We start from the raw sequence: 15,878 nt of genomic DNA, 5'->3' as shown, positions 1-15,878 counted from the left end.
ATGCCGGTTGAGGCCGCACAAATCATCGCCGAAACAGAGGGCAAGTTCAATCGATGCCGATTTCGACAGGATATTGCCATGAATACCCAGCCGCTTCTCGATGCTTCTCTGGCCGTGCAGATCCATGTGGCCGCCGTCATTCCGGCCGCCATTCTGGGTGCGCATATTCTGATCTATCCCAAGGGCACGCGCCTGCATCGATCCTTGGGAAAAGTCTGGATGGTGCTGATGGCGGTAACGGCGATTTCGAGCTTCTTCATTCACGAGATCAATCTCTTCTATGGCTTCAGCCCGATCCATCTTCTGTCGATCTTCGTGCTTGTCAGCATATGGCGGTCGATCGCGGCGGCGCGGGCGCATAATATCCGGGCCCACAAGGCGGGCGTGATCGGCATGTATGTCGGCGGCATCGGGGTCGCCGGCCTGTTCACGCTGGTGCCGGGGCGCATCATGAACACGGTGGTGTTTTCCGGTGGGCCGAGCTGGATGTTGTTGGTGGCCTGTCTGGCGATTGCCGCGCTTCTGGCAGCGCAAAGGCATTACGTGCTTCGCCGGGTTTGAGCGGGAAGTTATGACACACACGGCCAGATATCGTGTCCAAAGCGTACCGCCAGCCGCATAGCTGACATGGACAGGGTCTTCCGAGGCGATTAGAGCTGCTTTAGAAACTCATTATTCAGCAGCGGCGATCAGCGACGACGACCGTTTGCGCGGAGGACACATCCATGGCTGATGCCACTTCCAAGCCCGTCTCGGCCTCGGCGGCCGAGGCCACGGTTTTGCCGATCATTTTCGCCACCAGCTTCTGCCATATGCTCAACGACATCATGCAGTCGATGATCGCGGCGATCTATCCGATGCTGAAGACGGATTACCAGCTGGATTTCTGGCAGATCGGCATCCTGACGCTCGCCTTCCAGTGTACCGCCTCGTTGCTGCAGCCGCTGATCGGCATCGTTACCGATAAGAAGCCCTATCCCTATTCGCTGCCGGTCGGTATGGGCGCGACCTTTATCGGCCTGTTCCTGCTGGCTGGAAGCCATGTCTATGTGATGCTGGTCGTTGCCGCGGCACTGGTCGGCATCGGTTCGGCGGTCTTCCATCCCGAAGCGTCGCGCGTTGCGCGTCTTGCCTCCGGCGGTCGTTACGGCTTTGCGCAGGCGACTTTCCAGGTCGGCGGCAATTTCGGTCAGTCGATCGGCCCGCTGCTCGCCGCTTTCATCATCGTGCCGAACGGGCAGGGCAGTGTTGCCTGGTTCTCCGGCATCGCGCTGGTCGGTATCGTCGTCCTGAGCTGGATTGCGCGCTGGTACAAGGCGCATATGGCCGCCAACAAGGGTCGCAAGAAGGCTGTTCGTGCCCATAACCTGCCGCAGCGGACCGTGGTCGTGGCGCTCACCGTACTCGCCATCCTGACCTTCTCCAAGAATGCCTACATGGCTTCGATCGGCAGCTATTACACCTTCTTCGTCATCGAACGGTTTGGTGTCAGCGTACAGATGTCGCAGATCATGCTGTTCGTCTTCCTCGGTGCCGTCGCGCTTGGCACCGTCGTCGGCGGACCAATCGGCGACCGGTTCGGCTCGAAGGTGGTGATCTGGGTGTCGATCGTCGGCGCGCTGCCTTTCACGCTCGCCATGCCATTCGCCAACCTGCCGATGACGATCGTTCTGTCCGGCATTGTCGGCCTGATCATGGCCTCGTCCTTCCCGGCGATCGTCGTGATGGCGCAGGAACTGGTGCCGGGCCGGGTCGGCATGATTGCCGGCATCTTCTTCGGCATCGCCTTCGGCGTCGGCGGCATTGCGGCAGCCGTGCTCGGCGTCTTTGCCGACCATTACGGCATATCCTTCGTCTATACCGTCTGCGCCTTCCTGCCGGCGCTCGGTCTGCTCACTGTCTTCCTGCCGAGCAAGAAACAGCTTAACGTCGCCTGACGGCGGACAGAGTCCCGCTTTGATTAAGGCCGGTGCGGATGGGATCGTTCGCGCCGGCATTGCGTTATATCGCCGCCAACAGGTATCGAGCGAAGAGGGAGACGGTAGATGGAGTGGAGAGGGCGTCGCCAGTCGGACAATGTCGATGACCAGCGCGGATCTTCGATGGGCTCTTCAGGCCCCGGCTTCCGTATTCCGATCGGCGGTGGCGGCCGTGGCGGCGGCGGGCTCGGTATCGGCGGTATCGTCGTTGTCCTGATCATCTGCTGGATTACCGGCATCAATCCGCTGACGCTGCTGTCGGGCGGCGATATCGGCTTCGATGGTGGTGGTGGCAGCACAAGCCAGCAGCAATCGACCAGACGAGCCCCGGCAAATGACGACATGACGGCCTTCGTGCGCACCGTCCTTGCCGATACCGAAGATACCTGGGGCGACGTGTTCAAGTCGCAGGGCATGCGCTACGAGCAGCCGACGCTTGTCCTGTTTTCCGACCGGGTCAATTCCGCCTGCGGTTTCGCCTCTTCGGCAACCGGGCCTTTCTATTGCCCGAACGACCGTAAGGTCTATCTCGACACGGCCTTCTTCCGCGAGCTTGAGCAGCGTTTCGACGCGGCCGGCGATTTCGCCGAGGCCTATGTGATCGCCCATGAGGTTGGTCACCACGTCCAGAACCTGCTCGGCATCCTGCCCAAGGTCAATCAGGCCCGTCAGCGGATGAGCGAGGCCGATTCGAACCGCATGTCGGTGCGCGTCGAGCTGCAGGCCGATTGTTTTGCCGGCGTCTGGGGCAAGTTCACCCAGCAGAAGGGCATTCTGGAAAGTGGCGATCTTGAAGAGGCGCTGAACGCCGCGCAGCAGATCGGCGACGATACGCTGCAGAAGCGCAGCCAGGGTTATGTCGTCCCGGAAAGTTTTAACCACGGCACGTCCGCGCAACGCATGCGCTGGTTCAAGCGCGGCTTCGACAGCGGCAACATGAAGAGCTGCGATACGTTTTCGGGTGATGTCTGATCAGCGCAGGATCAGCGCCGTTCCATAAAGCCCGATCGCAAACACCGTATGGGCGATCAGGCCCATGATGCGGATCTTGTTCGGATTGGGCGTTTTCGATGCCGCCCAGCCGAGGCCCATGCCGGGCTGCAGCAGGAACCAGCCGCCAGCGATCGTGACGATGCCCCAGATCCAGGCAGGCAGGAATGTGGGGCTCAAGAACCATGCCGGTCCGATGATTAGCGCGAAGATCACGCCATAGAGGATGCCGACCAGATAATGAAATGCCCAGCCGAGCGCGAGTTCGTGCTCATAGGGTTGGGCAGCCGCGATATTGTCGTGAAAGACTTGGCCATGGGCGAGGTGCCGGACCCAGCGGCCGGGTGGCGCCCAGTTCGGCTTTGGCTGGGCAAGGGCGAAATGCAGGAGAAACGCCCAGAGATCCATCAGGATCGTCGCGCCGATACCGATGGCGATGCCACGCCAGAATAGGTCGATCATGTTCTGCCTGCCCCCGATGCCCTGTCACCGGTATAACCGCTTTTCGTCGATCGCTCCCATCAAAAACTTTCAAATGTTCATGGATTGTTTCGGTTTCCCTTCTGGTCTATCAAGGCCAGCCGGCGATCCGATCGTCTCTTTTTCATCATGTGCTCGAGAGACAATCGATGCTTGATCCGAAATTCGTCCGCCGCGGTCTCTTCCTCGTCTTCATGATCCTGTTTCTCGATATCATCGGGATTGCGATCATCATGCCGGTCCTGCCGACCTTTTTGCGCGAACTGACCGGCGACGATATCAGTGCTTCGGCTGTCGATGGCGGCTGGCTGCTCCTGATCTATTCGGCCATGCAGTTTCTGTTCGCGCCGGTGCTCGGCAATCTGTCGGACCGGTTCGGGCGCCGTCCGATCCTGCTCGCCTCGGTGCTGACCTTTGCGCTCGACAACCTGATCTGTGCGGCGGCGACTAGTTTCTGGATGCTGTTTGTCGGCCGGGTGCTTGCCGGCATTTCCGGCGGCAGCTTTGCCACCTGTTCGGCCTATATCGCCGACATCAGCAATGATGAAAACCGCGCCCGCAATTTCGGCCTGATCGGCATCGCCTTCGGGGTCGGTTTTACGGTCGGGCCGGTGATCGGCGGCCTGCTTGGCGAGCTGGGGCCGCGCGTGCCCTTTCTCGGCGCGGGCCTTCTGTCCTTTGCCAATTTCGTCGCGGCCTGTTTTCTGCTGCCGGAGACGTTGGAAAAGCAAAACCGCCGGAGCTTCGACTGGCGGCGGGCCAATCCGCTCGGGGCGCTGAGGCAGATGCGCCATTATTCCGGGATCGGCTGGATGCTGGCGGTGATGTTTCTCTACTGGCTCTCGCATGCCGTCTATCCCTCCGCCTGGTCCTTCGTCTCCAGCTACCGTTATGGCTGGAGCGAGGCAGAGATCGGTCTTTCTCTCGGGATTTTTGGCATCTGCGCGGCATTGGTCATGGGGTTCGTGTTGCCCAAGGTCATTCCCGTGCTTGGGGAGTGGCGTACGGCGATCGTCGGGATCGTCTTTTCCTGTCTTGGCCTTGCCGGTTACGCTTTCGCCTGGCAGGGCTGGATGGTCTATGCGGTCATCTTTCTGACGACGCTGGAAAATATCGCCGATCCGGCCTTGCGCAGCATTGCCTCGGCCAAGGTGCCAGCGTCGGCCCAGGGCGAGTTGCAGGGCGCCATGACGAGCCTGACAAGCCTGACGACGATCGTCGGGCCGGCGATCTTCACCCAGCTCTTCAGCCATTTTTCGGGGAGCGCGGCGATCGTCGAATTTCCGGGCGCGCCCTATTTCGCGGCATCCTGTTTCATGGCGCTCGCGGCAATCGTTTTCGTCTGGCGGGTTTCGGCCGTTTCGCCGGCTGCGAACCAAGGAGCGACGACCCATCAACATCCTTGATGGCCAGCCGCAAAAATACTGCTGGGTTGCAGTCCAGCACTTGCCGTAGGCAATTGCCTCACATATAGGCATTCTTACCCGCCGCTCGCCAAAGTTTTTTGGAAGCGGCTTTTTTCGTCTTATGGAGAATACCGTGTCTCAGTCAGCGCAAATGGCGATCACCGCACCGGATAATTCCTGGTCGTCGCATCTGCGCGCGACCTTTGCGCTCGGCGTTCCTCTGGTCGGCGCCCAGCTGGCGCAAATGGCGATCAATACGACCGACGTCATCCTCGTCGGCTGGCTCGGTACGACCGAACTCGCCTCAGCCGTCATTGCCACGCAGATGTTCTTTATCGTCTTCATCTTCGGTTCGGGCTTTTCCGCGGCCGTCGTGCCGATGGTCGCCCAGGCGCTGGGGCGCAAGGATACCGTTTCCGTGCGCCGGTCCGTGCGCATGGGCCTCTGGGTGGTGACCGGTTATGCCATGCTGACTGCGCCGGTCCTCTGGTTCTCGCAGCCGATCCTGCTGAGGCTGGGGCAGGCGCCGGATGTCGCCGCCATGGCCGAAAGCTACCTGCGGATCGTACAATGGGGCATTTTCCCTGCGCTGTGGCTGATGGTGCTGCGCTCCTTCCTGACCGGGCTCGAAAAGGGCGGCATCGTCCTTTACGTGACGATCGGCATGTTCCTGCTGAATGGCGTCGTCGCCTATCTGACGATCTTCGGCCATTTCGGTGCGCCGAAGCTCGGCCTGCACGGGGCAGCCATCGCGTCCGTTTGCGCCAATCTCACCGGCTTCATTCTGTCGGTCCTCTATATCCAGAGGCAGGAGGTCTTGAAGCGTTACGAGGTGTTCGTGCGTTTCTGGCGTTCCGACTGGCCGATGCTGGGCGAAATCGCCATGCTCGGCCTGCCGATCAGCTTTACCATCCTTGCCGAGACAGGCCTGTTTGCCGCCGCCTCGCTGATGATGGGCAATATCGGCAAGCTGGAACTGGCCGCGCACGGCATCGCGCTGCAATTCGCCTCGATCGCCTTCATGATCCCGTTCGGCCTCGCTCAGGTGGCGACGGTTCGTGTCGGTCTCGCCTATGGCCGCAGAGACATGGAGGGCGTGCGCAAGGCGGCGCTGGCGGCAGGTTTTTCCGCCGTCTGCTTCACCTTTGTCGGCGGCCTGATCTTTGCGGTCTTTCCACGTGAACTGGGGGCGCTGTTCCTCGATATCCGCCAGGCCGATGCGCAGGCTGTTCTTGATCTCGCCGCGCCGCTGATCGTGATTGCCGGTGTCTTCCAGCTTGCCGACGGCGTGCAGGCGGTCGGTGCCGGCCTGCTGCGTGGCCTCAAGGATACGCGTGTGCCGATGATCCTGGCGCTGATCGCCTATTGGCCGATCGGTTTTGCTTGCGCCTGGGTGTTTGCCTTCCCGCTCGGCTTCAAGGGCGAGGGCATCTGGTTCGGTTTCGTGCTCGGCCTTGCCGCCGCCGCTTTCCTGCTTTGCGGCCGCTTCTGGCTGCTTCTGCAGCGCCAAACGAAAACGGCCCGCTGATTTCTCAAGCGGGCCGTCTGATAGCTTTATTCCGTTTTAGCTCTTAGCGTTCGGCCAGTGCCGCTTCGCCCTTCTTCTCGCGCACCAGATTGATGAAGCGGCGGAAGAGGTAATGGCTGTCCTGCGGGCCGGGCGAAGCTTCCGGGTGGTGCTGCACGGAGAAGACCGGCTTGCCGGAGAGGCGCAGGCCGCAATTGGTGCCGTCGAACAGGGAAATGTGAGTCTCCTCAAGGCCTTCCGGCAGCGACTTCGAGTCGACTGCGAAGCCGTGGTTCATCGAGACGATTTCCACCTTGCCGGTCGTGTGATCCTTGACCGGATGGTTTGCGCCGTGATGGCCCTGATGCATCTTTTCGGTCTTTGCGCCGAGCGCGAGGCCGAGCATCTGGTGGCCGAGGCAGATGCCGAAGGTCGGGATGTCGGTCTTGATGACGTCCTGAATGACCGGAACGGCATAGGTGCCGGTGGCAGCCGGGTCGCCGGGGCCATTCGACAGGAAGATGCCGTCCGGCTTCAGCGCCAAGATGTCTTCCGACGAGGTCTGGGCCGGCACGATCGTCACCTTGCAGTCGAGGCCGGCAAACAGGCGCAGGATGTTGCGCTTCACGCCGTAGTCGATGCAGACGATGTGATACTTGGCGTCTTCCGGCTTCAGGTCGTCAAAACCTTCATTCCAGACCCAGGGCTTCTGAGCCCATTGCGAGGACTGGCCGGAGGTTGCTTCCTTGGCGAGGTCGAGGCCTTCGAGACCGCTCCATGCCTTGGCTTCGGCCTTCAGGGCCTCGATGTCGAAAACGCCGTTCGGGTCATGGGCGATGACGGCGTTCGGAGCGCCGTTCTGGCGGATCCAGGCGGTCAGCGCACGGGTGTCGATGCCCGACAGGCCGATGACGCCGCGGGCCTTCAGCCAGGCGTCGAGATGTTTTGCGGCGCGATAGTTGGACGGTTCGGTGATATCGGCCTTGAAGATCGTGCCGACCGCGCCGCGGCGTGCTGCCGGCGTCAGGTCTTCGATGTCTTCGTCATTGGTGCCGACATTGCCGATATGCGGGAAGGTGAAGGTGACGATCTGGCCCAGATAGGACGGATCGGTCATGATCTCTTCGTAACCGGTCAATGCCGTGTTGAACACGACTTCGGCGGTCACCTTGCCGGTCGCGCCAATGCCCATTCCCTCGATAACGGTGCCATCGGCAAGAACGAGGACTGCGGTCGGCTTTTTTGTTGTCCAGGGAGCGGTTGCGGTCATCTCTATCCTTCTGCCCCAGCGTTCCCGTTCCCGGCCGGGGAACAGGCTATGGAGGCCATCCATCGTCGATTAAGAACAGGGCGCGCGGAAACCCACGCAAAAGCCCGTCATCCAATTGTTGTGCAAGTGTTCGACATAAACAAGGCAGGCGGGGCGGTCAATCGTGGGAGTGCAAGAATCCCGCGCTATCAGGCATGTCTGTGATGCAATGCTCATGTCTATGATGCAATGCTGCGGCAAATCAATTGATCGCCCTTTGCCCTTGCTCTATGACAGCGCCAAAGACGGCGGCCGGCCCGATGAGGCGCGTCGCCCGAGCCATCCTCAAGGAGAAAAACAATGATGCGCGAACAGCTGTCCGCAGCGCTCAAGGAATCGATGAAGGCCAAGGACGCTCGTCGTCTGTCGACCGTCCGCCTGATCCAGACCGCCGTCAAGGATCGCGATATTGCCAATCGCGGCACTGGCAAGGATGAGGCGAGCGACGACGATATCCTGCAGATCCTCCAGAAGATGGTGAAGCAGCGCGAAGAATCCGCCAAGATCTACGACGAGGCTGGCCGTGCCGAGCTTGCTAGCCAGGAGCGTGAGGAGATCGAGATCATCCGCAGCTTCATGCCGGAACAGCTGAGCGACGAGAAGGTCAGCGAGATCATCAAGGGCGTGATCGCTGAAATCGGCGCCGAAGGCATGCGCGACATGGGCAAGGTGATTGCCGCCCTGCGCGAGCGTTATGCCGGCCAGATGGATTTCGCCAAGGCTTCCGGCATGGTCAAGGATCTGCTGAAGTAAGTTTTGGCCGCATTAGGGAAGGCGGGAATCCGATCATCGGTTTCCCGCCTTCTTGCTCTTCTACGCATCCCGCCGGTCGACAAAGAACGAGCCACCGACGGAAAAAGGGCGGACATTTGCAATCATTGCAAAAGCCCGCCCCGAAGAGCGAAATGAACTAAAAAAATAGTTTCCGTCGTCTGCGGCCAGCGGAGGTGTGGTTCGTCCTATGGCGGCAAGGTCGCGGTCGGCGGCTCATTTCAGCAAGACGTTAGATAGCCGCGGACCTGACTGCAAGTTACAAAAACGTAATCATGGTCCCCGGCGACTGCCTCAAATCTGTCATATCGAATCGGTCTTGATGGGTGGTCGACAGACTCGGGCAGGCGCCAGCCTTCATTTTCGCCTGTATTCTGGCCTGTGGATAGCGGGCAGGCCCGGGTTTGAGTTGGCCTTGATGGTGGCGCAGATGCGGCGCGGCAGCTAGAATGCTTGCCGACCCAGAGGTAGAAATGCGTTTCTCGAATAATTTTCTTGATGAAATCCGCGACCGCGTGCCGATCTCCACGATCGTTGGACGACGCGCGACCTGGGATCGCAAGAAAACCAATGTCGGCCGCGGCGATTATTGGGCCTGCTGCCCGTTCCATGGCGAAAAGAGCCCGAGCTTTCACTGCGAGGACCGCAAGGGGCGCTACCACTGCTTCGGCTGCGGCGTCTCCGGCGACCATTTCCGGTTCCTGACCGAAGCGGAAGGCATGAGTTTTCCGGAAGCCGTACAGACGGTGGCCGATATTGCCGGCATCGCCATGCCGCAGCCAGATCCGCAGGCGGAGCGGCGTGAGAAGGAACGCACCACGCTGCTCGACGTCATGGAAATGGCGACTCAGTTCTTTCAGGATCAGTTGCAGAGCGCTGTCGGCGTCAGGGCGCGCGCCTATCTGCGCGATCGCGGCCTGACGGCCCGGACGATCGACACGTTCCGGCTCGGTTATGCGCCGGAAAGCCGCAATGCGCTGAAGGAACATCTGGCCTCCAAGGGCGTGCCAAAAGAGCAGATCGAGGCCTGTGGGCTCGTCGTGCATGGCGAAGGTATTGCCGTCTCCTATGACCGGTTCCGTGACCGTGTGATGTTTCCAATTCTCTCGTCGCGGGAAAAGGTGATTGCCTTCGGCGGTCGCGCCATGGCTGCGGATGCGCCGGCGAAATATCTCAATTCCAACGAGACCGAACTTTTTCACAAGGGGCAGGTCCTCTACAATTTTTCGCGCGCACGGCGGGCGGCCCAGAAGACGGGCGGACGCGAGGAAGCGGGCACGATCATTGCCGTCGAAGGCTATATGGACGTGATAGCGCTGCATCAGGCGGGCGTCGAGAATGCGGTTGCGCCGCTCGGCACGGCGCTCACCGAAAACCAGCTCGAACTTCTGTGGCGCATGACACCGCAGCCGATCCTCTGCTTCGACGGCGATGGCGCCGGCATCCGTGCCGCCAACCGTGCGGCGGATCTGGCGCTTCCCTTCATCAAGCCCGGCAAGTCGGTCAGTTTCGCGCTTTTGCCGGATGGCAAGGATCCGGATGATCTTGTGCGCCATGAGGGCAGGGCGCCTTTCGATCGGGTGCTGTCCGAAGCACGGCCGCTTGCCGAAATGGTCTGGCAGCGCGAGACCAACGGCGCCAGTCTGGACACGCCGGAAAAGCGCGCCGAACTCGAGGCGCGTCTGAAGCAGGTCGTTTCGGTGATCGCCGATGAAAATGTCCGGCGCCATTACCAGCAAGATGTGCGCGACAGGCTGAACAGCTTTTTCGCGCCGGTCTCGCGCGGCGGTGGCGACCGGCGGCAGGGCGGTTTTCAGCGCGGTGGCGGTGGCCGGTCCGGGCAAGGCGGTTTTGGGCAAAGCGGTTTTGGCGCACAGGGACAGCGTGGTGCCGCGGGCGGCGGGCGGCTCGGCATTTCCGAGCGGCTGATGCGCTCCGGCCTTGTGCGCGGCCATCATGACCTGCCGGCGCTGCGGGAAAGTGTGCTGGCGCTCACCATCGCAAACCATCCGCAATTGCTGTTCGACGAATATGACGAGATCGCTTCGATCGAATTCGAAAATCGCGATCTGGTGCGCTTCTGGTCGTGCCTTCTGACGGTTGCCGGCAAGATCGGCGCCGAGCTGACGCCGGCCGTGTTGCGTCAGCAGCTGGCCGAAAACGGCTTTGACGATCTTGTGAAGTCGATGACCCAGCAGATTCGCAATGCGCGTCTGTGGACCGCGACCGAGGAGGCGGATGCGCAGGATGCGCTGCAGGCCTATCGGCAGACCCGGGCACTGCATTCGCGCAACAAGGAGCTGCGTTGGCAGAAGATCGAGCTCGAGCGAGAGATCGCCGAGATGACCGAGGACGAGCCGGATCGGGCGGAAATGCTGATGCGCGCGCTTTTCGAGGTCCAGAACGAGATCTCGCGGCTCGAAAACCAGGAGGCGATCATCGACGGGTTCGGCGTGCTGTCCGGCCGGGTGAAGGGAGCCGCAGTAACCCATGGATAAGCCGCGCGAAGTATTGATTGACGACTATCGTGCTGGTAGTGGTACCCAGGTGCCGCGGGTGTTTTCTGGATGTCGAGGGGAGCGTTGCATTCCTGGTCATAATTGTGCGGATGCGAACCTTGTCTTTGGCCATGCGCCGCCTACATAAGCGGTAACTTGGTGGGAATACCCCCCGAATCTGTCGCTTAGATGCGGCATTTTCCACTTTTCCTGGGCACAGCCTTCGGAAAAACTTGACGAAACATTAATTTGTGGGAATCACCATTTCAGTCAGAATGGGCGGATTGGGTCAAGCGCACCGAAGATGAAGGCCGTTGACCTGGAAGGGCCGGTCCTGTCATTGGCGACAGTCAATGGTAATCGGGAATTAAAGATCATTCCGTTACTGAGTTGAACATCGATTCGCGGCAAGCGTGGCATAGCCTCCAGCCGCAAGCCACGAAGCGCGGCGACGTGGCGTTCAGGGAAAGCGACGACATACATGGCAACTAAAGTCAAAGAAAACGAAGAAGCCGAGAACGAACGCGAAGGTTCGCATGACGGTCCGCTTCTCGATCTTTCTGACGACGCGGTCAAGAAGATGATCAAGGCCGCGAAAAAGCGCGGCTATGTCACGATGGACGAATTGAATTCGGTCCTGCCGTCTGAGGAAGTCACGTCCGAGCAGATCGAAGACACGATGGCGATGCTGTCCGACATGGGCATCAACGTTGTCGAGGATGAGGAAGCCGAAGAGGCGACCGAAGCCAGCGAGAGCGACGATACCGAGAGCGACGACAACGAGAGCGAAGGCGGCGAACTCGCACCTTCGGCCGGGACCGCGCTTGCGACCGCCAAGAAGAAAGAGCCGACCGACCGTACCGACGACCCGGTGCGCATGTATCTGCGCGAAATGGGTTCCGTCGAGCTTCTGTCGCGCGAAGGCGAAATCGCCATCGCCAAGCGCATCGAGGCCGGCCGCGAAACGATGATCGCTGGGCTCTGTGAGAGCCCGCTCACGTTCCAGGCGCTGATCATCTGGCGCGACGAGCTGAACGAGGGCACGACGCTTCTGCGCGAGATCATCGATCTCGAAACCACCTATTCCGGTCCCGAGGCGAAGGCTGCCCCGCAGTTCCAGAGCCCGGAAAAGATCGAAGCCGACCGTAAGGCTGCCGAAGAAAAGGAAAAGAACCGCAAGGCTCGTTTCTCTGCTGCCAATGACGACGACATTACGGCTGTCGGCGGCGACCTGCCGCTCGAGGAAGAGGAAGAGGACGACGACGAGTCGAACCTTTCGCTCGCCGCCATGGAAGCGGAACTGCGTCCGCAGGTCATGGAGACGCTCGACACGATCGCCGACACCTACAAGAAGCTGCGCAAGCTTCAGGACCAGCAGGTCGAGCAGCGTCTTGCTGCATCCGGCACGCTGTCGTCTGCCCAGGAGCGTCGCTACAAGGAACTGAAGGACGAGCTGATTACGGCTGTGAAGTCGCTGTCGCTCAACCAGAACCGCGTCGAATCCCTCGTCGAGCAGCTCTACGACATTTCGAAGCGCCTGATGCAGAACGAAGGCCGCCTGCTGCGCCTTGCCGAATCCTACGGCGTCAAGCGTGACTCGTTCCTCGAACAGTATCAGGGTGCCGAACTCGATCCGAACTGGATGAAGTCGATCTCCAACCTTGCCGCCCGTGGCTGGAAGGAATTCGCCAAGGCCGAAAACAACACGATCCGCGACATCCGTCAGGAGATCCAGTCTCTCGCCACGGAAACCGGTATTTCGATCACGGAATTCCGTCGAATCGTGTCGATGGTGCAGAAGGGCGAGCGCGAAGCGCGGATCGCCAAGAAGGAAATGGTCGAAGCGAACCTCCGCCTCGTCATTTCCATCGCCAAGAAGTACACGAACCGCGGCCTGCAGTTCCTCGACCTCATTCAGGAAGGCAATATCGGCCTGATGAAGGCGGTCGACAAGTTCGAGTATCGCCGCGGTTACAAGTTCTCGACCTACGCGACCTGGTGGATTCGTCAGGCGATCACCCGCTCGATCGCCGACCAGGCCCGCACGATCCGTATTCCGGTGCACATGATCGAAACGATCAACAAGATCGTTCGTACCTCTCGCCAGATGCTGCACGAGATCGGTCGCGAGCCGACGCCGGAGGAACTGGCCGAAAAGCTTGCCATGCCGCTGGAAAAGGTCCGTAAGGTCCTGAAGATTGCCAAGGAGCCGATCTCGCTCGAAACCCCTGTCGGTGACGAAGAAGATTCGCATCTCGGTGACTTCATCGAGGACAAGAACGCGCTTCTGCCGATCGACGCCGCCATCCAGGCGAACCTGCGCGAAACGACGACACGCGTCCTCGCTTCGCTAACGCCGCGTGAAGAACGTGTCCTGCGCATGCGTTTCGGCATCGGCATGAACACCGACCACACGCTCGAAGAAGTCGGCCAGCAGTTCTCGGTTACCCGCGAACGTATCCGCCAGATCGAAGCGAAGGCGCTGCGCAAGCTGAAGCACCCGAGCCGCTCGCGCAAGCTGCGCAGCTTCCTCGACAGCTAAGGCTGTTCGCGACAGATTATTGAAGAACCCGGTTTGCCCAAGGCAGGCCGGGTTTTTTGTTGGCCGGGTTTGCGTGATGCAACAGGGCGCGCGGCAGGACAGGCGTTCACACCTGTGATCACGCTTTCTTTTTGCCGCGATCCTTCGTCATGGACTCGATCCGGCGCACAATTCATCCTACATCGGGGCTATGCAGGAAACTTCCCGGACATCGCGGCATAAGATTATCGGAGTGCTGGCCGCTTCGGTGGCGCTGCATGCTCTGGTGGCTGCCCTGTTCTTCGTGAGGCTGCCATTGCCGCAGGCCGAGGCGCAGAAGGAAGAGGTCGTCCAGGTGGAGCTTGTGTCTCCGCCGGAAGAGGAGGCACCGAAGCCGGAGAGCGAGGCTGCTGCCGAGGCGCTCAAGCTTGAAGAACAGGCTGCGAAGAGCGAGTCGCCACCTCCGCCGTCGCCGAAACCGCCCGAAGATCCTAATCTGACCAGTTCGCAGGCGCAGTCCCAGGCATCTGATGCGCAGAAGGCCGATGCCCAGAAGAAGGCGGAGGCGAAGGCTGCCGAGGAGAAGGCGGCACAGGAAAAGGCTGCCGAGGAAGAGAGAGCAAAGGCCTCCGAACAGGCCAAGCAAGCCGCAGAGGCCGCAGCCCGTCAGAAGGCGGCAGAGCAGCAGAAGGCGGAAGCGCAAAAGGCCGCGCAGGAAAAAGCGCAGCAGGCAGCAGAACAGAAACAGGCGCAACAGAAAGCTGCCGAGCAGAAAGCTGCGCAGGAGCAGGCCGCGCGCGAACAGGCGGCCCAACAGAAGGCGGCGCAAGAGGCCGCCGCCAAACAGCAGGCCGCTGAGAAACAGGCAGAGCAGCAGAAGGCGGAGCAGGCGAAAGCCGAGCAGCAAGCCGAAGAGCAAAGGCAGGCCCAGCAGCAGGCTGAAGAGCAGAAGCAGGCGCAAGAGCAGGCCGCGCAGGCCGAGGAGCAGGCTCGCCAGCAGGCGGAGCAGCAACAGGCACAATCATCTCAGGAGCAGAGCCGGGATCAGTCGGCAGACAACCGCACCGGTTCGCCGGTTCCGACGTTGCAGCCCGTGTTCCGTTTCGGTGACAAGGATAGCGGCCCACGCAAGTCTCCCAATGGTGATAGCGCCGAGGCTGCAGACACAGCCGCTTCCGCCGACACTGCCTCTCAGGATACCGATCCAGCTGCACAGGCCGCTGCCGATGCCGAGAAGACGGATACACCGTCGGGTGCCACGGAAATGGGCCATGCGGTGCCGCAACAGTTGAGCGTTGCCTCTGGTGATCCACAGGCCGGCGCCGGGGCTTCCGCGACCGATCCGCTGGGTGGATCGCTTCCGGGCGTCGTGATGCCAAAACCGATGGCGCGCCCGACAGGAGACAAGACCTCGGAAAAGCCATCCAACAAGCCGGCCGAACTGACACCGGCCAAGACGCTGTTTTCGACCCAGGATACGGGTGACGATGTTGCAACGACCGCTATGGCCGGCATTCCGCGCGGCAGCCGCGCCGGCCAGCTTTGCGCCACCGAGCTTCGCCAGCAGCTCCTGCATGCCGCCTATCGCCCGGAATTTTTGCCCGCGCCGCGCCTGCCGCAGGGAACCGTTCTCGACATCCGCCGGGCCGGCTTCCTGCAGAGGGGGCAGTGGTTCGATCTCAGTTTCCGCTGCGAGATCGATATGGATGCCACAAGGGTCGTGTCCTTCGCTTTCGATGTCGGCGGCGCCATTCCAAGATCGCAGTGGCGAAGCCGTGGTTTTCCCGAGTTTTGAGGCGGGCCGGCTGGCAGCCAGCACCTGAGCGGGATTTTTCTGCACGGCAAGCCTTTGACCGCGGCCTGCGGGTCCCCATCTTGTCTTTTAGTGTTTCGACAAAAAGGTTTCAGGAAGGATCCGCATCATGGCTGACAAGGTGAAGAAGGTTCCGGGTCCCGATCATCCGATCGAGATCAGCCGCAACGGCAATCGGGTGGTCGTCAAGGCGGGCGGCCGGGTAATTGCCGACAGCCGCCGGGTGCTGACGTTGCGTGAAGCTGCCTATCCGCCTGTCCATTACATTCCGCGTGAGGATGTCGATATGTCGGCCTTTGAACGCACCGACCATTCCACCTATTGTCCCTACAAGGGAGATGCCTCCTATTTCAGTGCCGTCATCGATGGCAGGCAGATCTCGGCCAATACCGTCTGGTCCTACGAAATGCCTTTCGAGGCTGTTGGTGAAATTAAAGAGCACTTCGCCTTTTATCCCGACCGTGTCGATTCCATCGAGGAACTGGCTGCCTGAGGCCGGGCGTGCTGACTGACGCGTGGGCCAAGCCAGGCCCATGCGTCGATTTCGTCTGACTGTGGATGCGGCTGGCATTGACAAGCCGGCCGCATCGGCAGAACAGGATTT

The 15,878-nt window shown here is 60.8% G+C and carries 12 protein-coding genes; 10 read left to right on the top strand and 2 right to left on the bottom strand.

What is annotated here, in order from left to right; genetic code table 11:
- Positions 1–78: 78 nt before the first annotated feature.
- The 3 genes from FHW37_RS12650 (at position 79) to ypfJ (ending at position 2,951) form a co-directional block, all read left to right on the top strand.
- On the top strand, positions 79–561 hold the full coding sequence (locus FHW37_RS12650) for a DUF2306 domain-containing protein (RefSeq protein ID WP_145636815.1): 483 nt from the start codon (positions 79–81) through the stop codon (positions 559–561).
- Between the two features lie 164 nt (positions 562–725).
- Positions 726–1,937 carry an MFS transporter gene (locus FHW37_RS12645; protein ID WP_145636812.1) on the top strand — a complete coding sequence of 404 codons (1,212 nt, stop codon included), beginning with the start codon at positions 726–728 and terminating at the stop codon, positions 1,935–1,937.
- A 108-nt stretch (positions 1,938–2,045) separates the two neighbouring features.
- On the top strand, positions 2,046–2,951 hold the full coding sequence (gene ypfJ / locus FHW37_RS12640) for a KPN_02809 family neutral zinc metallopeptidase (RefSeq protein ID WP_145636809.1): 906 nt from the start codon (positions 2,046–2,048) through the stop codon (positions 2,949–2,951).
- Here ypfJ and FHW37_RS12635 read toward each other — a convergent pair whose 3' ends face one another.
- Positions 2,952–3,431 (bottom strand): DUF2938 domain-containing protein, encoded by a 480-nt coding sequence (locus FHW37_RS12635; protein ID WP_145636806.1) that lies wholly within the window; start codon positions 3,429–3,431, stop codon positions 2,952–2,954.
- A gap of 167 nt (positions 3,432–3,598) precedes the next feature.
- Between FHW37_RS12635 and FHW37_RS12630 the strand changes: the two genes are divergently transcribed.
- Together FHW37_RS12630 and FHW37_RS12625 are read left to right on the top strand one after the other, a co-directional pair.
- Positions 3,599–4,855 carry a TCR/Tet family MFS transporter gene (locus FHW37_RS12630; protein ID WP_145636803.1) on the top strand — a complete coding sequence of 419 codons (1,257 nt, stop codon included), beginning with the start codon at positions 3,599–3,601 and terminating at the stop codon, positions 4,853–4,855.
- 121 nt (positions 4,856–4,976) lie between these two features.
- Positions 4,977–6,383 carry an MATE family efflux transporter gene (locus FHW37_RS12625; protein WP_432442849.1) on the top strand — a complete coding sequence of 469 codons (1,407 nt, stop codon included), beginning with the start codon at positions 4,977–4,979 and terminating at the stop codon, positions 6,381–6,383.
- Between the two features lie 43 nt (positions 6,384–6,426).
- On the opposite strand, the gene carA is transcribed toward FHW37_RS12625, so the two are convergent.
- On the bottom strand, positions 6,427–7,632 hold the full coding sequence (carA, locus tag FHW37_RS12620) for a glutamine-hydrolyzing carbamoyl-phosphate synthase small subunit (RefSeq protein ID WP_145636800.1): 1,206 nt from the start codon (positions 7,630–7,632) through the stop codon (positions 6,427–6,429).
- Positions 7,633–7,971: 339 nt separating this feature from the next.
- On the opposite strand from carA, the gene FHW37_RS12615 reads away from it, so the two are divergent.
- From FHW37_RS12615 to FHW37_RS12595, 5 genes are all read left to right on the top strand, one after another.
- Positions 7,972–8,424, top strand: coding sequence for a GatB/YqeY domain-containing protein (locus FHW37_RS12615; RefSeq protein WP_145636797.1), 453 nt, complete (start codon positions 7,972–7,974; stop codon positions 8,422–8,424).
- Positions 8,425–8,915: 491 nt separating this feature from the next.
- Positions 8,916–10,940, top strand: a complete 2,025-nt coding sequence (gene dnaG, locus FHW37_RS12610; protein ID WP_145636794.1) for a DNA primase — start codon at positions 8,916–8,918, stop codon at positions 10,938–10,940.
- A gap of 481 nt (positions 10,941–11,421) precedes the next feature.
- Positions 11,422–13,482 (top strand): RNA polymerase sigma factor RpoD, encoded by a 2,061-nt coding sequence (gene rpoD / locus FHW37_RS12605; protein ID WP_145636791.1) that lies wholly within the window; start codon positions 11,422–11,424, stop codon positions 13,480–13,482.
- A 232-nt stretch (positions 13,483–13,714) separates the two neighbouring features.
- Positions 13,715–15,256, top strand: coding sequence for a DUF930 domain-containing protein (locus tag FHW37_RS12600; protein WP_145636788.1), 1,542 nt, complete (start codon positions 13,715–13,717; stop codon positions 15,254–15,256).
- A gap of 127 nt (positions 15,257–15,383) precedes the next feature.
- The gene (locus tag FHW37_RS12595) at positions 15,384–15,767 is read left to right on the top strand and encodes a DUF427 domain-containing protein (RefSeq protein ID WP_145636785.1); all 384 of its coding nucleotides are present in this window, start codon (positions 15,384–15,386) and stop codon (positions 15,765–15,767) included.
- Positions 15,768–15,878 lie beyond the last annotated feature (111 nt).

It is taken from the genome of Neorhizobium alkalisoli, from assembly GCF_007829835.1.
Taxonomy (GTDB): domain Bacteria; phylum Pseudomonadota; class Alphaproteobacteria; order Rhizobiales; family Rhizobiaceae; genus Neorhizobium.
This window is presented reverse-complemented; position numbering and strand designations above follow the sequence as displayed.

Excerpts from the sequence above, each read along its gene's own strand:
- FHW37_RS12650 (WP_145636815.1), top strand. The coding sequence starts at position 79 with ATGAATACCCAGCCGCTTCTCGATGCTTCTCTGGCCGTGCAGATCCAT.
- FHW37_RS12645 (WP_145636812.1), top strand. The coding sequence starts at position 726 with ATGGCTGATGCCACTTCCAAGCCCGTCTCGGCCTCGGCGGCCGAGGCC.
- ypfJ (WP_145636809.1), top strand. The coding sequence starts at position 2,046 with ATGGAGTGGAGAGGGCGTCGCCAGTCGGACAATGTCGATGACCAGCGC.
- FHW37_RS12635 (WP_145636806.1), bottom strand. The coding sequence starts at position 3,431 with ATGATCGACCTATTCTGGCGTGGCATCGCCATCGGTATCGGCGCGACG.
- FHW37_RS12630 (WP_145636803.1), top strand. The coding sequence starts at position 3,599 with ATGCTTGATCCGAAATTCGTCCGCCGCGGTCTCTTCCTCGTCTTCATG.
- FHW37_RS12625 (WP_432442849.1), top strand. The coding sequence starts at position 4,977 with ATGGAGAATACCGTGTCTCAGTCAGCGCAAATGGCGATCACCGCACCG.
- carA (WP_145636800.1), bottom strand. The coding sequence starts at position 7,632 with ATGACCGCAACCGCTCCCTGGACAACAAAAAAGCCGACCGCAGTCCTC.
- FHW37_RS12615 (WP_145636797.1), top strand. The coding sequence starts at position 7,972 with ATGATGCGCGAACAGCTGTCCGCAGCGCTCAAGGAATCGATGAAGGCC.
- dnaG (WP_145636794.1), top strand. The coding sequence starts at position 8,916 with ATGCGTTTCTCGAATAATTTTCTTGATGAAATCCGCGACCGCGTGCCG.
- rpoD (WP_145636791.1), top strand. The coding sequence starts at position 11,422 with ATGGCAACTAAAGTCAAAGAAAACGAAGAAGCCGAGAACGAACGCGAA.
- FHW37_RS12595 (WP_145636785.1), top strand. The coding sequence starts at position 15,384 with ATGGCTGACAAGGTGAAGAAGGTTCCGGGTCCCGATCATCCGATCGAG.